The 14,039-nt window shown below is 63.7% G+C and carries 13 protein-coding genes; 7 read left to right on the top strand and 6 right to left on the bottom strand.

What is annotated here, in order from left to right; all coding sequences use genetic code 11:
• Positions 1-6 precede the first annotated feature (6 nt).
• The 7 genes from OU426_RS10120 to cysE are packed head-to-tail and all read left to right on the top strand — an operon-like array spanning position 7 to position 7,778.
• Positions 7-639, top strand: coding sequence for a DUF2460 domain-containing protein (locus OU426_RS10120; RefSeq protein ID WP_267633865.1), 633 nt, complete (start codon positions 7-9; stop codon positions 637-639).
• Complete coding sequence (locus OU426_RS10125) at positions 636-1,526, top strand: phage/gene transfer agent baseplate hub protein (protein ID WP_267633866.1); 891 nt, start codon at positions 636-638, stop codon at positions 1,524-1,526. The genes OU426_RS10120 and OU426_RS10125 overlap by 4 nt, the downstream gene beginning before the upstream one ends.
• Positions 1,523-1,969, top strand: a complete 447-nt coding sequence (locus tag OU426_RS10130; RefSeq protein ID WP_267633867.1) for a C40 family peptidase — start codon at positions 1,523-1,525, stop codon at positions 1,967-1,969. Before OU426_RS10125 ends, OU426_RS10130 begins: the two co-directional genes overlap by 4 nt.
• Entirely contained in the window at positions 1,970-5,893 is a 3,924-nt protein-coding gene (locus OU426_RS10135) for a baseplate multidomain protein megatron (protein ID WP_267633868.1), read from the top strand.
• Positions 5,886-6,596 carry a DUF2793 domain-containing protein gene (locus tag OU426_RS10140; protein ID WP_267633869.1) on the top strand — a complete coding sequence of 237 codons (711 nt, stop codon included), beginning with the start codon at positions 5,886-5,888 and terminating at the stop codon, positions 6,594-6,596. Before OU426_RS10135 ends, OU426_RS10140 begins: the two co-directional genes overlap by 8 nt.
• A 2-nt stretch (positions 6,597-6,598) precedes the next feature.
• Positions 6,599-6,976 (top strand): DUF7742 family protein, encoded by a 378-nt coding sequence (locus tag OU426_RS18185; RefSeq protein WP_506737135.1) that lies wholly within the window; start codon positions 6,599-6,601, stop codon positions 6,974-6,976.
• Positions 6,969-7,778 (top strand): serine O-acetyltransferase, encoded by an 810-nt coding sequence (gene cysE / locus OU426_RS10145; RefSeq protein ID WP_267633870.1) that lies wholly within the window; start codon positions 6,969-6,971, stop codon positions 7,776-7,778. The genes OU426_RS18185 and cysE overlap by 8 nt, the downstream gene beginning before the upstream one ends.
• Positions 7,779-7,845: 67 nt before the next feature.
• On the opposite strand, the gene OU426_RS10150 is transcribed toward cysE, so the two are convergent.
• The 6 genes from OU426_RS10150 to OU426_RS10175 form a co-directional block, all read right to left on the bottom strand.
• On the bottom strand, positions 7,846-9,156 hold the full coding sequence (locus tag OU426_RS10150; protein ID WP_267633871.1) for a pyruvate dehydrogenase complex dihydrolipoamide acetyltransferase: 1,311 nt from the start codon (positions 9,154-9,156) through the stop codon (positions 7,846-7,848).
• Positions 9,157-9,164: 8 nt separating this feature from the next.
• Positions 9,165-10,538 carry a pyruvate dehydrogenase complex E1 component subunit beta gene (locus OU426_RS10155; protein WP_267633872.1) on the bottom strand — a complete coding sequence of 458 codons (1,374 nt, stop codon included), beginning with the start codon at positions 10,536-10,538 and terminating at the stop codon, positions 9,165-9,167.
• A 15-nt stretch (positions 10,539-10,553) separates the two neighbouring features.
• A complete protein-coding gene (gene pdhA / locus OU426_RS10160; RefSeq protein ID WP_267633873.1) occupies positions 10,554-11,543 on the bottom strand; it encodes a pyruvate dehydrogenase (acetyl-transferring) E1 component subunit alpha in 990 nt (329 codons plus the stop codon).
• A gap of 175 nt (positions 11,544-11,718) precedes the next feature.
• Positions 11,719-12,018: an FtsB family cell division protein gene (locus OU426_RS10165; protein ID WP_267634064.1), complete on the bottom strand. Its 300-nt coding sequence runs from the start codon at positions 12,016-12,018 to the stop codon at positions 11,719-11,721.
• A 115-nt stretch (positions 12,019-12,133) separates the two neighbouring features.
• Positions 12,134-13,024, bottom strand: a complete 891-nt coding sequence (locus OU426_RS10170) for a fructose bisphosphate aldolase (protein ID WP_267633874.1) — start codon at positions 13,022-13,024, stop codon at positions 12,134-12,136.
• 177 nt (positions 13,025-13,201) lie between these two features.
• A complete protein-coding gene (locus OU426_RS10175) occupies positions 13,202-13,990 on the bottom strand; it encodes an SDR family NAD(P)-dependent oxidoreductase (RefSeq protein ID WP_267633875.1) in 789 nt (262 codons plus the stop codon).
• Positions 13,991-14,039: the final 49 nt, after the last annotated feature.

Genomic DNA, 14,039 nt, shown 5'->3' on the forward strand with positions numbered 1-14,039 from the left:
GGACGCATGGCCTTTCATGAAGTCAGATTTCCGGCGAACCTGTCATTCGGGTCGGTCGGCGGGCCGGAGCGGCGCACGGAGGTGGTGACGCTGACCAACGGCTTCGAAGAACGCAACACCCCCTGGGCCGAGGCACGGCGGCGCTATGATGCGGGTGTGTCGCTGAGGAGCCTCGATGATATCGAGGAGCTGATCGCCTTTTTCGAAGCGCGGCAGGGGCAGCTACATGCCTTCCGCTGGAAGGATTGGGCGGACTACAAGAGCTGCCGGTCTTCCGTTGCGGTTGGATACGAGGATCAGTTGATCGGCGTCGGCGACGGGGTTGTGACCGATTTCCAGCTGAGCAAAACCTATTCGTCCGGCCCGTCGGCGCAGGTGCGGCGGATCACCAAACCCGTCGTCGGGACGGTGCGTGTCGGGCTGCAGGGCGACGAGGTGAAGGAAAGCCTGCAGTACACAGTCGATTACGCGAGCGGGGTCGTGACCTTCGCCACGCCGCCCGCCGTCAGCGAGCAGGTGACGGCGGGGTTCGAATTTGATGTGCCGGTGCGCTTCGATGTTGACCGGATCCAGGTCTCAGTCGCCTCGTTCCAGGCGGGGGATGTGCCGCATGTGCCGGTGGTGGAGGTGCGGCTTTGAGTTATCCGGATGCACTCAAAACCCATCTTGCCAGTGGTTCGACCACGATTGCGCGCTGCTTCGCGCTGAGGCGCAGGGATGGCCTGACGTTTGGCTTTACCGACCATGACCGCGATCTGAGTTTTGGCGGTGTGACTTATCGCGCGGACACCGGACTGACGGCGCGGGCGCTGCAGATGGGCACCGGCCTGTCGGTCGATAACAGCGAGGCGTTTGGTGCGCTCCGGTCGGACGCGATCACCGAAGAGGATATTCTTGCCGGTCGCTATGATGGCGCCGAGGTGACGGCCTGGATCGTCAACTGGGCGGATGTTGCGGTGCGGGCGCGTGAATTCACGGGTACCATCGGCGAGGTCAACCGGTCAGGCGGGTCGTTTACGGCAGAGTTGCGCGGCCTGTCAGAGAGGCTCAATCAGCCGCAGGGGCGTATCTATCACGGGCACTGCTCGGCCATCTTGGGTGACGCGCGTTGCGGATTCGATCTGAACCAGCCCGGATACAGCGATGAACGTCCGGTCGAGGTCGTAACGGGTGCGCGGATATTCAAATTCGCGTCCTTTACGGGATATGAGGATCGTTTCTTCGAAAAGGGGCGCTTGGTCGTTTTGGGCGGGCAGGCTGCGGGCCTGGTCGGCGTAGTGAAGAACGATCGCCTTGGCGTAGACGGGTCGCGGGTGGTGGAAGTGTGGCAGGCTTTCGGGCTTTCACCGGAAGCGGGCGATCAGGTCAGGATCGAGGCGGGCTGCAACAAGCGCGAAGATACCTGCCGGCTGAAATTCGCGAATTTTCTAAATTTCCGAGGCTTTCCGGACATACCGGGTGAGGACTGGCTCATGTCTTTCCCGACGAGCGGGAGCCTGAACGATGGCGGGAGCCTGAACGGATGAAGGTAGGCGAACGTGCTGTTCTGGCGGCGCGGAAATGGATCGGGACGCCCTATCGCCATCAGGCATCGGCACGCGGCGCAGGTGCGGATTGTCTGGGGCTGGTCCGTGGGGTTTGGCGAGACCTTTACGGGTGCGAGCCGGAACTGCCGCCGGCCTATACGGCAGACTGGTCCGAGCCGAGTGGGGAGGAACTGCTTTGGGCCGCGGCCTTGAGGCATTTGCTTCCCGTCGCAAATGGTGCGGATGTGCTTCCGGGGCAGGTCGCGCTTTTCCGCATGCGAGATGGCGGGGTGGCCAAGCATCTGGGCATCCTTAGCCGCGGGTCGGATGGGCCGGGTTTCATCCATGCATATAGCGGGCATGCGGTCGTCGAAAGCCCGCTTTCCGCCCCCTGGGCGCGCCGGATCGTGGCGCGTTTTACCTTCCCCGAGGGAGAAAGATGAATGGCGACGATCTTACTGTCGGCTGCCGGCGCCTCGATTGGCGCGGGCTTTGGCGGCACCATCTTTGGGCTGTCAGGCGCGGTGATCGGCCGGGTGATCGGCGCGACCATTGGGCGGGCGATCGATCAGCGGCTGATGGGCCCCGGTTCACAAACTGTCGAAACCGGAAAGATCGACCGCTTCCGATTGAGCGGTGCAAGCGAGGGCGCGCCGGTCGGTCAGGTCTGGGGTCGGATGCGCGTTGCGGGGCAGGTGATCTGGGCCTCGCGCTTTCTGGAGAAGACGACGACGACTGAAACCGGTGGGGGTAAGGGCGCGCCGCAGCCTTCGACCACTGTTAAGGAATATAGTTACTCGGTCAGCCTTGCGCTTGCGTTATGCGAAGGCGAAATCGCTGCGGTGAATCGCGTCTGGGCCGATGGGGTAGAGATCGCGCCGGGCAGCCTGAACATGCGCGTCTACACCGGCAGCGAGACACAACTTCCCGACCCCAAGATCGAGGCGATTGAAGGAGCGGGGCAGGTGCCCGCCTATCGCGGCACGGCCTATGTGGTGTTCGAGGATCTGGAACTTGCGCCCTATGGCAACCGGGTGCCGCAGTTCTCCTTCGAGGTCTTCCGGCAAGCCCAGGGGCCATTGATCGACAAGGCGCCCGATCTTTCGCGCGGGATCAAGGGGGTGGCACTTATTCCCGGCACCGGGGAATATGCACTTGCGACGACGCCTGTCCACTATCCGCGCGCGCTTGGCCAGAATGTGTCGGCCAATATCCACAGCCCGGCGGGCGGGACTGACATGGCGGTTTCGCTCCGGACGCTTGGCGTCGAGCTGCCGGCGTGCCAGTCAGTGTCATTGGTCGTCAGCTGGTTCGGTAGCGACCTCCGGGCAGGGCAATGCACGATCAAGCCCAAGGTCGAGGATGCAAGCGTCGATGGTGTGCCGCTGGCCTGGCGCGCGGGCGGGATCGACCGTTCGGAGGCCGAAGAGGTGGTGCGGATTTCGGGGCGTCCGGCCTATGGCGGGACACCTTCGGACGCGTCGGTGGTCGAGGCGATTCAGGCTATTCATGCGTCGGGCAAGGAGGTGATGTTCTACCCGTTCGTGCTGATGGATCAGCTCGCGGGTAACGGCCTGCCTGACCCTTGGACGGGTGCGCGCGATCAACCGGCGTTGCCCTGGCGTGGGCGGATCACCCTGTCGGTTGCGCCGGGGCGCGCCGGGACGCCGGACCGGACCGCCGCCGCCACTGCCGAGGTTGAAAGCTTCTTCGGTGCCGCCGCACCGGGCAACTTTTCCAGTTCCGGCAGCACGATAAGCTACATCGGCCCGAACGAATGGTCCTACCGCCGGTTCATCCTGCATTGCGCGAAGCTCTGCGCAGCGGCGGGCGGGGTCGAGGCCTTTTGCATCGGATCGGAACTGCGCGGTCTGACACAGATCCGCGGCGCGTCTGACAGCTTCCCGACGGTGGACGAGCTAAGATCGCTTGCTGCGGACGTACGATCGATCCTCGGGCCTTCGGTGAAGATCTCCTATGCCGCTGACTGGTCGGAATATGGGAGTTACGACGACGGTCAGGGCAATCTCTACTTCCAACTCGATGCGCTCTGGTCCGACCCGAACATAAATTTCATCGGCATCGACAATTACCTGCCGCTGTCAGACTGGCGCGACGAGGAGGGGCATACGGATGAGAGTTGGGGGTCCATCTACGACATCGACTATCTGAAGGCGAATGTCGCGGGCGGCGAATATTACGATTGGTATTATGGATCGCCGGAGGAGCGCGCAGCGCAGCGCCGGACCCCGATCACCGATGGAGCGTATGGCGAACCCTGGGTCTGGCGGGTCAAAGATATTCGTGGCTGGTGGGAGAATGCGCACCACAATCGGCTGAATGGCGTCCGCCAGGCAGTTGCGACGGATTGGGTGCCGGGCTCGAAGCCGATCTGGTTCACAGAATATGGCTGTGCGGCGATCGACAAGGGCACGAACGAACCGAACAAGTTCCTTGATCCCAAATCATCGGAATCTGTGCTGCCAGTGCATTCGAATGGGCGGCGCGACGATCTGATCCAGATGCAATATCTGCGCGCGATGATCGATTTCTGGGCGGATCCCGTAAATAATCCGATTTCCGGCGTGTACGGCGCGTCCATGGTCGACATGGATCGTGCGCATGTCTGGTGCTGGGACGCGCGGCCCTTCCCGCAGTTTCCAGGCAACGATACCGCTTGGTCGGACGGCCCGAACTATCGTCGCGGCCATTGGGTGAGCGGACGTACCACGGTGCAGCCCCTGTCCAGTGTGGTCGCAGAGATATGCGGTCGTGCCGGTCTGACCGCGTTCGACGTGTCGGGTCTATATGGTCTTGTCCGTGGTTATGCGGTTCCGGACGTCAGCACCGCGCGGCAGGCGATACAGCCCTTGATGATTGCTTATGGCTTCGAGGCACTTGAGCGCGACGGGACACTCGTTTTCCGGATGCGGGACGGGCGACCCGACCATGTGGTCGGAGAAGACGGTCTTGCTACGACCGACGACCTGTCAGGCTTTGTCGAGACCATGAGAGCGATGGAGGCGGAGGTCGCCGGGCGGGTGCGGCTGTCTTTCGTCGAGGCCGAAGCCGATTATGAGGCGCGGGCGGTCGAGGCGATCTTTCCCGACGAAGAGACGACAAGCGTATCGCAGTCAGAGGTGAACCTCTCGCTCACCCAGCCGGAAGCGCGACGAATGGTCGAGCGCTGGCTGATTGAGGCGCGTGTCGCGCGAGACGGGGCGAAATTCGCGCTGCCGCCGTCGCTCGGAGATATCGGCACCGGTGATGTCGTCCAACTGACCGATGGCACAAGCGGCGCCTACCGGATCGACCGGATCGAACGCGCCGGCGCTATAGCAGTCGAGGCCGTCCGGGTGGAACCGGCGGTCTATCTGCCTTCCGATGAACCCGAGGCGCGGGTAACGCCTCGAGCGTTCGTTCCGCCGGTCCCGGTCACGTTCTCCATTCTCGATCTGCCGCTGATGTCCGGCAACGAGGTGGAACATCAGCCGCATGTCGCTGTCACGGCCACGCCTTGGCCCGGCGCGGTCGCGGTCTATTCATCGGATCTGGACGCGGGTTACCGGCTAAACAGGCAGATCAGTGCACGATCCGTCATCGGTGAAACGCTATCAACGCTCGATCCAGCTCATCATGGCGTGTGGGATCGCGGTCCGGCGCTCAGGGTCAGGGTAACCGGCGGTGCGCCCGCGTCGGTAACTGGTGATCAGCTTTTCAACGGCGCCAATCTTCTAGCGATCGGCGACGGGAGCGCCGGCAATTGGGAGCTTCTGCAGTTCCGCGACGCGGTTCTAGTAGCACCCGACACGTATGATCTGTCGATGCGGCTTCGTGGGCAGGCGGGCACCGATACCGCAGTTGGCGGCGGTTGGCCTCCAGGCAGCCGGGTCGTGCTAATGAACGGGGCGCCGAAGCAGCTGTCGATTTCGATCGCAGAGCGCGACCTTCTCAGGCACTACCGGATCGGCGCGGCAAAGCGCCCCTATACTGACCCCTCCTACGTGCATGTCGCGGAGGCTTTCTCCGGGATAGGTCTTCGACCGCTTTCGCCCTGTCACTTGCGGGCGCGTCGATCATCTCTCGGCGACTATGCGGTCGACTGGATCCGGCGGACGCGGATCGATGGCGACAGCTGGTCCGCCTATGACGTGCCGTTGGGCGAGCTGCGCGAGCGATATCTGCTGCGTGTGGTGCTCGGCAGCGCGATGGTTCGCGAGGTGACGCTTGGCAGCCCCGACTGGATCTACTCGGGCTCTATGCGGACGGCCGACGGAACCAGCGGACAGACCTTCAGGCTTCTTGTCGCTCAATTGTCCGACGCATTCGGGCCCGGGCCTTTCACGGAGATCACGATCAATGACTGACACTGCGCAACTTGGCCTTCCGCTGCTGCAGGCTGCACAGGCCCAAAAGCATGTAACAATGAACGAGGCGCTGTCGCGGCTCGACGGACTCGTGCAGCTCACCATCCAGTCGCGGACGCTTGCGGTTCCACCTGTCGTGATCGGTGACGGTCTTGTCTGGTCGGTTCCGGCGGGCGCGGTCAACGAATGGTCGGGGCAGGACGGGGCGCTGGCGGTCGGGCGAAACGGCGGCTGGGATTTCGTCTCACCCAAGCGCGGCTGGCGCGCCCTGCTGCTCGACGAGGGTATTCAGGCTATTCATGACGGGACGGTTTGGCGGGCCGGCATGCTCACGCTTTCGTCCAACAATGCCGGAATGCTCGCGAAGGTTGCGGAGATCGACCATACGGTGACTGCGGGAACCCTCTCGACGACGGCGAACCTGATCCCGCCGAACGCGGTCGTTCTCGGCGCGACCGCGCGCGTCTTGGCCACAATTACCGGCACGCTGACCAGCTGGCAGCTTGGAAATCCCGGTGCTGTCGGCCGATACGGGTCGGGCCTTGGAACCACGGCCAACGCTTTCGCGCGCGGCGTCCTCGGTCAGCCGACGGCCTTCTATTCCGCGACGCCAATGCAGCTTGATGCGACGGGGGGGAGTTTTGCAGGGGGAAGTGTTCGCATTGCCGTCCATTATTTCGAGATCGGTCTGCCCGACCTCTGAGCATGCGCGCGATTACCTCGAGTGATGTGGATCTTCTTGCTCTGGCTCTCTTGGCGAGTGCGCCGGTCGGCTGGCCCACGGTACTACAGTTCCACATGGATCAGGTGAAGGCCGCTGATCTGCATCGGAAGCGCACGGGTCGCCTTCATCCGCGCTGGGGAAACGGTGGATTGGCGTCAGCTCTTGTTGGCGGCGACATCAGCGCTCCGCCAGACAAGGACGACGCTCTCTATTGCGCGGCCTTGCTGGCGGTCCGCCATGGCATTCTGGAATGGCGCACCCGCCAAAATGTGAAATGGCCAGCCGCCCGCTTGCCGTTTTCTCCCCGCACCTTATCTGCTACCCTGAGGCGCAGAAGTCAGGGAGATGCAGATGGCTGAAGTTGCTGCAAAAGTCGCGCAGGTCGATCCGGTCTGGACCCATGTCTGCGAAGAAGCCCGCGCCGCGGTGCGGGACGAACCACTGCTCGGCGGGTTCTTCCACACCGGTATCCTTCACCATCCGACATTGGAACGCGCCCTCGGCTACCGGTTCTCGCTGAAACTCGCCTCGGGCGAGATGAGCGAGCAGCTCTTGCGCGAGATCGCCGATACGGCCTATGCCTCGGCGCCGGAACTTGGGCAAGCGGCGCGCGCGGATTGCGTGGCGGTCTATGACCGCGACCCGGCCTGCCATCGCTTCCTCCAGCCCATCCTCTTCTTCAAAGGCTATCAGGCGATCCAGGCTTACCGGATCGGCCATTGGCTCTGGACCACTGGGCGCCGCGACCTGGCGCTCTTCGTGCAGATGCGGGTGAGCGAGGTCTTCGGCGTCGACATCCATCCCAATGCCCGCGTCGGCAAAGGGATCATGATCGACCATGCCCATTCGATCGTCATTGGCGAGACAGCGGTGGTGGGCGACAATGTCTCGATGCTGCATTCGGTGACGCTGGGCGGGACCGGCAAGGAAGACGGTGATCGCCATCCCAAGATCGGCAACGGCGTGCTGATCGGGGCGGGGGCCAAGATCCTTGGAAATATTCACGTGGGCGATTGCTCGCGCGTCGCCGCAGGATCCGTGGTTCTTCACGATGTCCCTTCCTGCAAGACGGTCGCAGGCGTTCCGGCGAGGATCGTCGGTGAAGCGGGCTGTTCACAGCCCTCGCTGACGATGGATCAGAATTTCGACGACGAGGGCTGATCTTCAGCCTGAGCGAAAGAAAAAGGCCGGGGCATTCGCGCGCCCCGGCCATTTTGCATTTCTTCGATCAGGCCAGCATCGCGATCGGATTTTCCAGATTGTTCACGATCTGCTTCAGAAGCTCCGCCCCGAGCGCGCCGTCGATCACCCGATGATCGACCGAGAGCGTCATCGACATGACGGTCGCCACGCCGATCGTTCCATCCGCCTTCACAACCGGCTTCTTCACTCCCGCACCAACGGCAAGGATCGCACCATGCGGCGGGTTGATCACCGCGTCGAAATTATCCACGCCGAACATGCCTAGGTTCGAGATGGCGAAGCTGCCGCCCTGATATTCGTGCGGCGCGAGCTTCTTGGTCTTGGCGCGGGTGGCGAGGTCTTTCATCTCGGCCGACAAAGCCGAAAGGCTTTTCGCCTCGGCATCCTTCAGAACCGGCGTGAAAAGCCCGCCTTCGACCGCGACCGCGACGGCCACGTCCGAGGGTTTCAGCTTCAGGATCCGGTCCCCCGCCCAGACGGCATTGGCGTCCGGCACCGCCTGCAGCGCCACCGCGCAGGCCTTGATGACGAAGTCGTTGACCGACAGTTTCACGCCGCGCGCTTCCAGCCCCTTGTTCAGCTGTTCGCGGAAAGCCATCAGCGCATCCAGCTGCACCTCACGCCGCAGGTAGAAATGCGGGATCGTCTGCTTGGCCTCGGTCAGGCGCGCGGCGATCGTGCGGCGCATTCCGTCGAGCGTCACTTCTGTGAAGGTGCGGCCCTCGTACATCTTGAGGACCGTCGCGGTCGCAGGGCCGGTCGGCATCGCCGCAGGTACAGCGGCGGCTGGCGCCGGGGCAGCAGTTGCAGCGGGAGCAGCAGCCGGTTTGGCGCCCGGAACCGCTTTCTCGACATCGGCCTTGATGATCCGCCCGTGCGGGCCGCTGCCTGCGATGGCAGTCAGATCGACGCCCTTTTCCTTGGCCAGCCGCCGCGCAAGCGGCGAGGCGATCACGCGGGCGCCGGCCTTGACCGGGGCTGCGGGCGCAGGTGCCGCAGCGACCGCAGCCGGTGCGACGGCGGCAACCGGAGCGGCGGCCGGGGCAGCCGCAACGGGCGCGGCGGCAGGGGCGGAAGCGGCCGGAACCGCCTCGCCCTCCTCGACCAGCACCGCAATCGGCGTATTCACTTTCACGCCCTGCGTGCCTTCGGCAATCAGGATCTTGCCAAGCGTGCCTTCATCGACCGCTTCGAATTCCATCGTCGCCTTGTCGGTCTCGATCTCGGCGATGATGTCACCCGACTTGACCGTATCGCCTTCCTTCTTCAGCCATTTGGCCAAAGTGCCCTCTTCCATCGTGGGCGAGAGCGCGGGCATGAGAATTTCGATTGCCATGGGTCACCTCACCGGTAGCAGACGGATTTGACGGCGGACACGATCTCGGCGGGCGTGATCAACGCCAGCTTCTCAAGGTTCGCCGCATAGGGCATCGGCACGTCCTTGCCGGTGCAGTTCACGACCGGCGCGTCGAGATGGTCGAACGCCCGCTCCATGATCACCGCCGACAGATGGTTCCCGATCGAACCGACGGGGAAGCCTTCCTCGACCGTGACGCAGCGGTTGGTCTTCATCACCGATGCCAGCACCGTGTCATAATCGATGGGGCGCAGTGTCCGAAGGTCGATGACCTCGGCGCTGATCCCGTCCTTGGCCAGCTGATCGGCCGCTTCCAGCGCATGCGCCATGCCGATGCCGAACGACACGAGGGTGACGTCAGAGCCCTCGCGCCAGATGCGCGCCTTGCCGAAGGGAATGGTGAAATCGGGCAGGTCCGGCACTTCGAACGACCGACCGTAAAGAATCTCGTTTTCAAGGAACACGACCGGGTTTGGATCGCGGATCGCGCTTTTCAGAAGGCCTTTCGCATCGGCCGCCGAATAGGGCATCACGACCCGCAAGCCCGGGATCGCCGCATACCAGGCGGCGTAATCCTGACTGTGCTGTGCTGCCACCCGCGCCGCAGCGCCATTCGGGCCGCGGAAGACGATGGGGCAGGGAAGCTGGCCGCCCGACATGTAATTCGTCTTGGCGGCCGAGTTGATGATATGGTCGATCGCCTGCATGGCGAAGTTGAAGGTCATGAACTCGACGATGGGGCTCAACCCGCCCCAGGCCGCGCCGACGCCGATGCCCGCAAAACCGATCTCGGTGATCGGCGTGTCGATCACCCGCTTCGGCCCAAACTCGTCCAGAAGCCCCTGGGAAATCTTGTAGGCGCCTTGATATTCGCCGACCTCCTCGCCCATGAGGAAGACATTGCCATTGGCGCGCATCTCTTCGGCCATCGCCTCGCGCAGCGCCTCGCGCACCGTCATCGTCTTCATCGCCGTGCCTTCGGCCCAGTCGGGCGAGGCGTTGGAAACGACAGCAACCGGCGCCGCCGCGACCGCAGGCGCGGAGGACGCCGCCTCCACCGGTGCCGCACTCGGGGCCGCAGCGGGCGCTGGGGCAGTACCGGCCGCCGGAACGGCCTCACCCTCTTCGACAAGAACCGCGATGGGCGTATTGACCTTCACCCCTTGCGTTCCCTCGGCCACGAGGATCTTGCCCACGGTTCCTTCATCGACCGCTTCGAACTCCATCGTCGCCTTGTCGGTCTCGATCTCGGCGATGATCTGGCCGGACTTGACCGCATCGCCTTCCTTGACCAGCCATTTCGCCAGCGTGCCCTCTTCCATCGTGGGCGACAGGGCCGGCATCAGAATTTCGGTTGCCATCTCTCTTGTCCCCCCTCAGGCGTAGATATCGGTCCAGAGCTCGCTCAGCGGCGGCTCGGGGCTTTCCTTGGCGAAATCGGCACTGTCGTTGACGATCGCCTTGATCTCCTTGTCGATCGCCTTCAGATCGTCCTCGCTCGCGTGACCCGCGCCGACCAGAAGGTCGCGCACATGGTCGATCGCGTCCTTCTCCTGCTTGATCTTCTCCACCTCCTCGCGGGTCCGGTATTTCGCCGGGTCCGACATCGAGTGGCCGCGATAGCGGTAGGTCATCATCTCGAGGATATAGGGGCCTTTCCCCGCCCGGCAGTGCGCCACCGCCTTCTCGCCCGCGGTCTTGACGGCCAGCACATCCATTCCGTCGACCTGTTCGCCCGGAATGCCGTAAGCCGTGCCGCGGCCGAACAGCGTCGTCGATTTGGTCGCGCGCTTCATCGAGGTGCCCATCGCATATTGGTTGTTCTCGATCACGAACACCACCGGCAGGCCCCAGAGCTCGGCCATATTGTAGGTCTCGTAGACCTGGCCCTGGTTCGCCGCCCCGTCGCCGAAATAGACGAAGGTCACATTGTCATTGCCCTTGTACCAGTCCGACATGGCAAGGCCCGCGCCCAAGGGCACCTGTGCGCCGACGATGCCATGGCCGCCGTAGAAATGCTTCTCGCGGCTGAACATGTGCATCGAGCCGCCCTTGCCCTTGGAATAGCCGCCGATGCGGCCCGTCAGTTCGGCCATCACGCCGCGGGCTTCCATGCCGCAGGCCAGCATATGGCCATGGTCGCGGTAGGAGGTCAGGCGCTTGTCGCCCTCCTTGGTGCAGGCCTCAAGCCCCACCACCACCGCTTCCTGCCCGATGTAGAGATGGCAGAAACCGCCGATCAGGCCCATGCCATAGAGCTGGCCCGCCTTTTCCTCGAATCGCCGGATCAGCAGCATCTCGCGGTAATATTTGAGAAGCTCATCCCTGGAGACGTTTGATTTTTCGGAACTTTTACGCGCTGCCATCCTGGCGACCTCCCGCTGGCGGTAAGATAGTTCAACGTTAAACTATATATAGCGCAATTGCCCTCGCATTGCGAGCAAAAACTTCCCCCGGGGAAGGGAAGGTGCCGGATTTCGGCACGAAATCCGGTCCGAAATCTTTGAAAGATTTCGGTTTCCTTCCGGATCGGGCTTTCTCTTACTGGATGACCAGCTCGTCGGAGCGGACATAGCCCAGCACGTTGCGGGCCCGCTCGTCCAGAAGGTCGAGGTCGAGGTAATCGTCCGAGAGGCGCCGCGTGAGGTTTTCCATCCGCGCGGCCTCGGCCTTCAGCCGGTCGCGCTCGGCCGTCAGTTCCTGCTTCTCGGCACTGATCTGCACGCGCTTCACCACGCCGTAATCGCCCTGCACGGCGGCGAAGGTGAAATAGGCCGCCGTCGCCAGGAACAGCCCGGCAAGGGTGGCCATGCCCACCGCAGGTTTCAATGTCGCCAGCATCTGCCCATGCACTCCATGCCGCCTCTCACGGGCGGTCATGGGCGAATCATGGCATATCCGATTCGCGAAGGGAATCCCCCCCGGGGGATTCCCGCCGAAATTTCAGCCCTTTGGCTCAGGTGATCGAGGCGTCGTAAATGCCCTGCACCGCCGCATCCAACGCCCGGTCGAAAGTCGCATCGTCCTGCTGGGCCGAAAGCCCCTCGGTCAGCGCCCGCGAGAAACTCGCGATCATGCCGGGGTTGCGGGCCAGGATGCGGTTGGCCTCGTCGCGCGAATAGCCGCCAGACAGCGCCACGACGCGCATGACCTTCGGATGGTCGATCAGCGCCCGGTAATGGCCCTCGACCGTGGGCAGCGTCAGCTTCAGCATCACTTCGCGGCCCTCGGGCAGCTGGTCCAGCTGGCGCAGTATCTCGGCCTTCAGCAGCTCTTCCGCCTCGGCCTTGTCGGCGATCGAGATCGTCACTTCCGGCTCGATGATCGGCATGAGCCCCGCGTCAAGGATCTGCGCGCCCACCTCGAACTGCTGGGCGACGTTCGCCGCAATCCCCTTGGCATTCGCCGCATCGACGACCGAGCGCATCTTGGTGCCGAAAATCCCCTTGTCCAGCGCGCGCTTCAACAGCGCATCCAGCCCGCCGATCGGCTTCATCATCTTCACGCCGTGGGCCTCGTCCTCCAGACCCTTGTCGACCTTCAGGAACGGCACGACCTGCTTTTCCAGCCAGAGGTAATCGGCGGCGGGCTTGCCGCCGATCTCGCCATCCATGGTCCGCTCGAACAGGATCGCCCCGATCACCCGGCTGCCGTCGAAGGCCCGCGACTGGGCGATCCGCGCCCGCATCTGATGGATCAGCGCGAACATTTCCGCATCGCCCGCATAGGCGCTTTCCGGCACGCCATAAAGCTTCAGCGCCTTGGGCGTCGACCCGCCGCTCTGGTCGAGCGCGGCGATGAACCCCTTGCCCTTGCGCATCTGTTCGGCCTGGCTCTGACGTGCCATCTCTCTCTCCGTCCGCTTCACGGGCGGCAGGAAGCGCCACCCTTTCCTCCGCTCTTAGGACAGGGCAGGCGGGCTTGCAAATCTGGTGGCGCTAACAGCCGCGATGCGGTTCCCGCCCGGCGCCAATTCGGCCGCAATCCGCCGGACAGGCCCCGCCGGGAAACGCTCCAAAGCCCGCTATTTCAGGAATTTCGCGGCAATGCGCGTCGTCAGCCAGCGGGGCGCGAAGCGTGGGGCAAAGGCAAAGAACTTGTTCGACAGCCCCGTCACCTTCACCCGCTTGCCGCGCTTCATCGCCCGCCAGCCCGCTTTCGCGACCGCCCGCGCCGACTGGACCGGGGCGCGCTTGAACAGCGTCACTTCCTCCATCTTCGCGTCCTTCTGGAAATTGGTCGCCGTCGGGCCAGGGCAGAGGACTGAGATTTTCACCGTCCCGCCGCGCAATTCCTCCGCCACCGCCTCGCTCAGCGACAGAAGATAGGCCTTCGTCGCATGATAGACCGCCATGTTCGGCCCCGGCATGAAGGCCGCCGTCGAGGCGACATTCAGGATCCGCCCGCCACCGGCCGCCTGCATATGCGGGATCGCATATTTCATCAGGATCGTGGGCGCGAGGGCATTCACAAGGATCGAGATTTCCTCGCGGATGAAATCCTCGCCGCCGAAGGGCCCGTTGTAGCCAAGGCCCGCATTGTTCACCAGAACGTCGATCCGCCGCCGGGACGAGGCCTTGCGCCACAAAAGCTCCACCGCGTCGGGATCGGCCAGATCGGTCGGAATGACCTCGATCGCGATCTTGTGCTTGGCGCGCAGCTCTTCGGCCAGCGCCTCCATCTTCGCCTCCTGCCGGGCGGCAAGGATCAGGTCGCGCCCCTCGGCGGCGGCGATGATCGCGAACTCCCGTCCCAGCCCTTCGGAGGCCCCGGTGATCAGGGTCCAGCCCTTCAGGCCACTGCCAGCCGCCATCGTGACCTCCTCTGTCCGCGCGTTCCCCGAAGGTAGGACATTCGTGCAC

It is taken from the genome of Frigidibacter sp. RF13, assembly GCF_026626305.1.
GTDB lineage: Bacteria > Pseudomonadota > Alphaproteobacteria > Rhodobacterales > Rhodobacteraceae > TMP-24.

Bases quoted from the DNA above. Each gene is read 5' to 3' on its own strand.
- cysE (WP_267633870.1), top strand. From the start codon at position 6,969: ATGGCTGAAGTTGCTGCAAAAGTCGCGCAGGTCGATCCGGTCTGGACC.
- OU426_RS10130 (WP_267633867.1), top strand. From the start codon at position 1,523: ATGAAGGTAGGCGAACGTGCTGTTCTGGCGGCGCGGAAATGGATCGGG.
- OU426_RS10150 (WP_267633871.1), bottom strand. From the start codon at position 9,156: ATGGCAATCGAAATTCTCATGCCCGCGCTCTCGCCCACGATGGAAGAG.
- OU426_RS10165 (WP_267634064.1), bottom strand. From the start codon at position 12,018: ATGCTGGCGACATTGAAACCTGCGGTGGGCATGGCCACCCTTGCCGGG.
- OU426_RS10175 (WP_267633875.1), bottom strand. From the start codon at position 13,990: ATGGCGGCTGGCAGTGGCCTGAAGGGCTGGACCCTGATCACCGGGGCC.
- pdhA (WP_267633873.1), bottom strand. From the start codon at position 11,543: ATGGCAGCGCGTAAAAGTTCCGAAAAATCAAACGTCTCCAGGGATGAG.
- OU426_RS10155 (WP_267633872.1), bottom strand. From the start codon at position 10,538: ATGGCAACCGAAATTCTGATGCCGGCCCTGTCGCCCACGATGGAAGAG.
- OU426_RS18185 (WP_506737135.1), top strand. From the start codon at position 6,599: ATGCGCGCGATTACCTCGAGTGATGTGGATCTTCTTGCTCTGGCTCTC.
- OU426_RS10170 (WP_267633874.1), bottom strand. From the start codon at position 13,024: ATGGCACGTCAGAGCCAGGCCGAACAGATGCGCAAGGGCAAGGGGTTC.
- OU426_RS10140 (WP_267633869.1), top strand. From the start codon at position 5,886: ATGACTGACACTGCGCAACTTGGCCTTCCGCTGCTGCAGGCTGCACAG.
- OU426_RS10135 (WP_267633868.1), top strand. From the start codon at position 1,970: ATGGCGACGATCTTACTGTCGGCTGCCGGCGCCTCGATTGGCGCGGGC.
- OU426_RS10120 (WP_267633865.1), top strand. From the start codon at position 7: ATGGCCTTTCATGAAGTCAGATTTCCGGCGAACCTGTCATTCGGGTCG.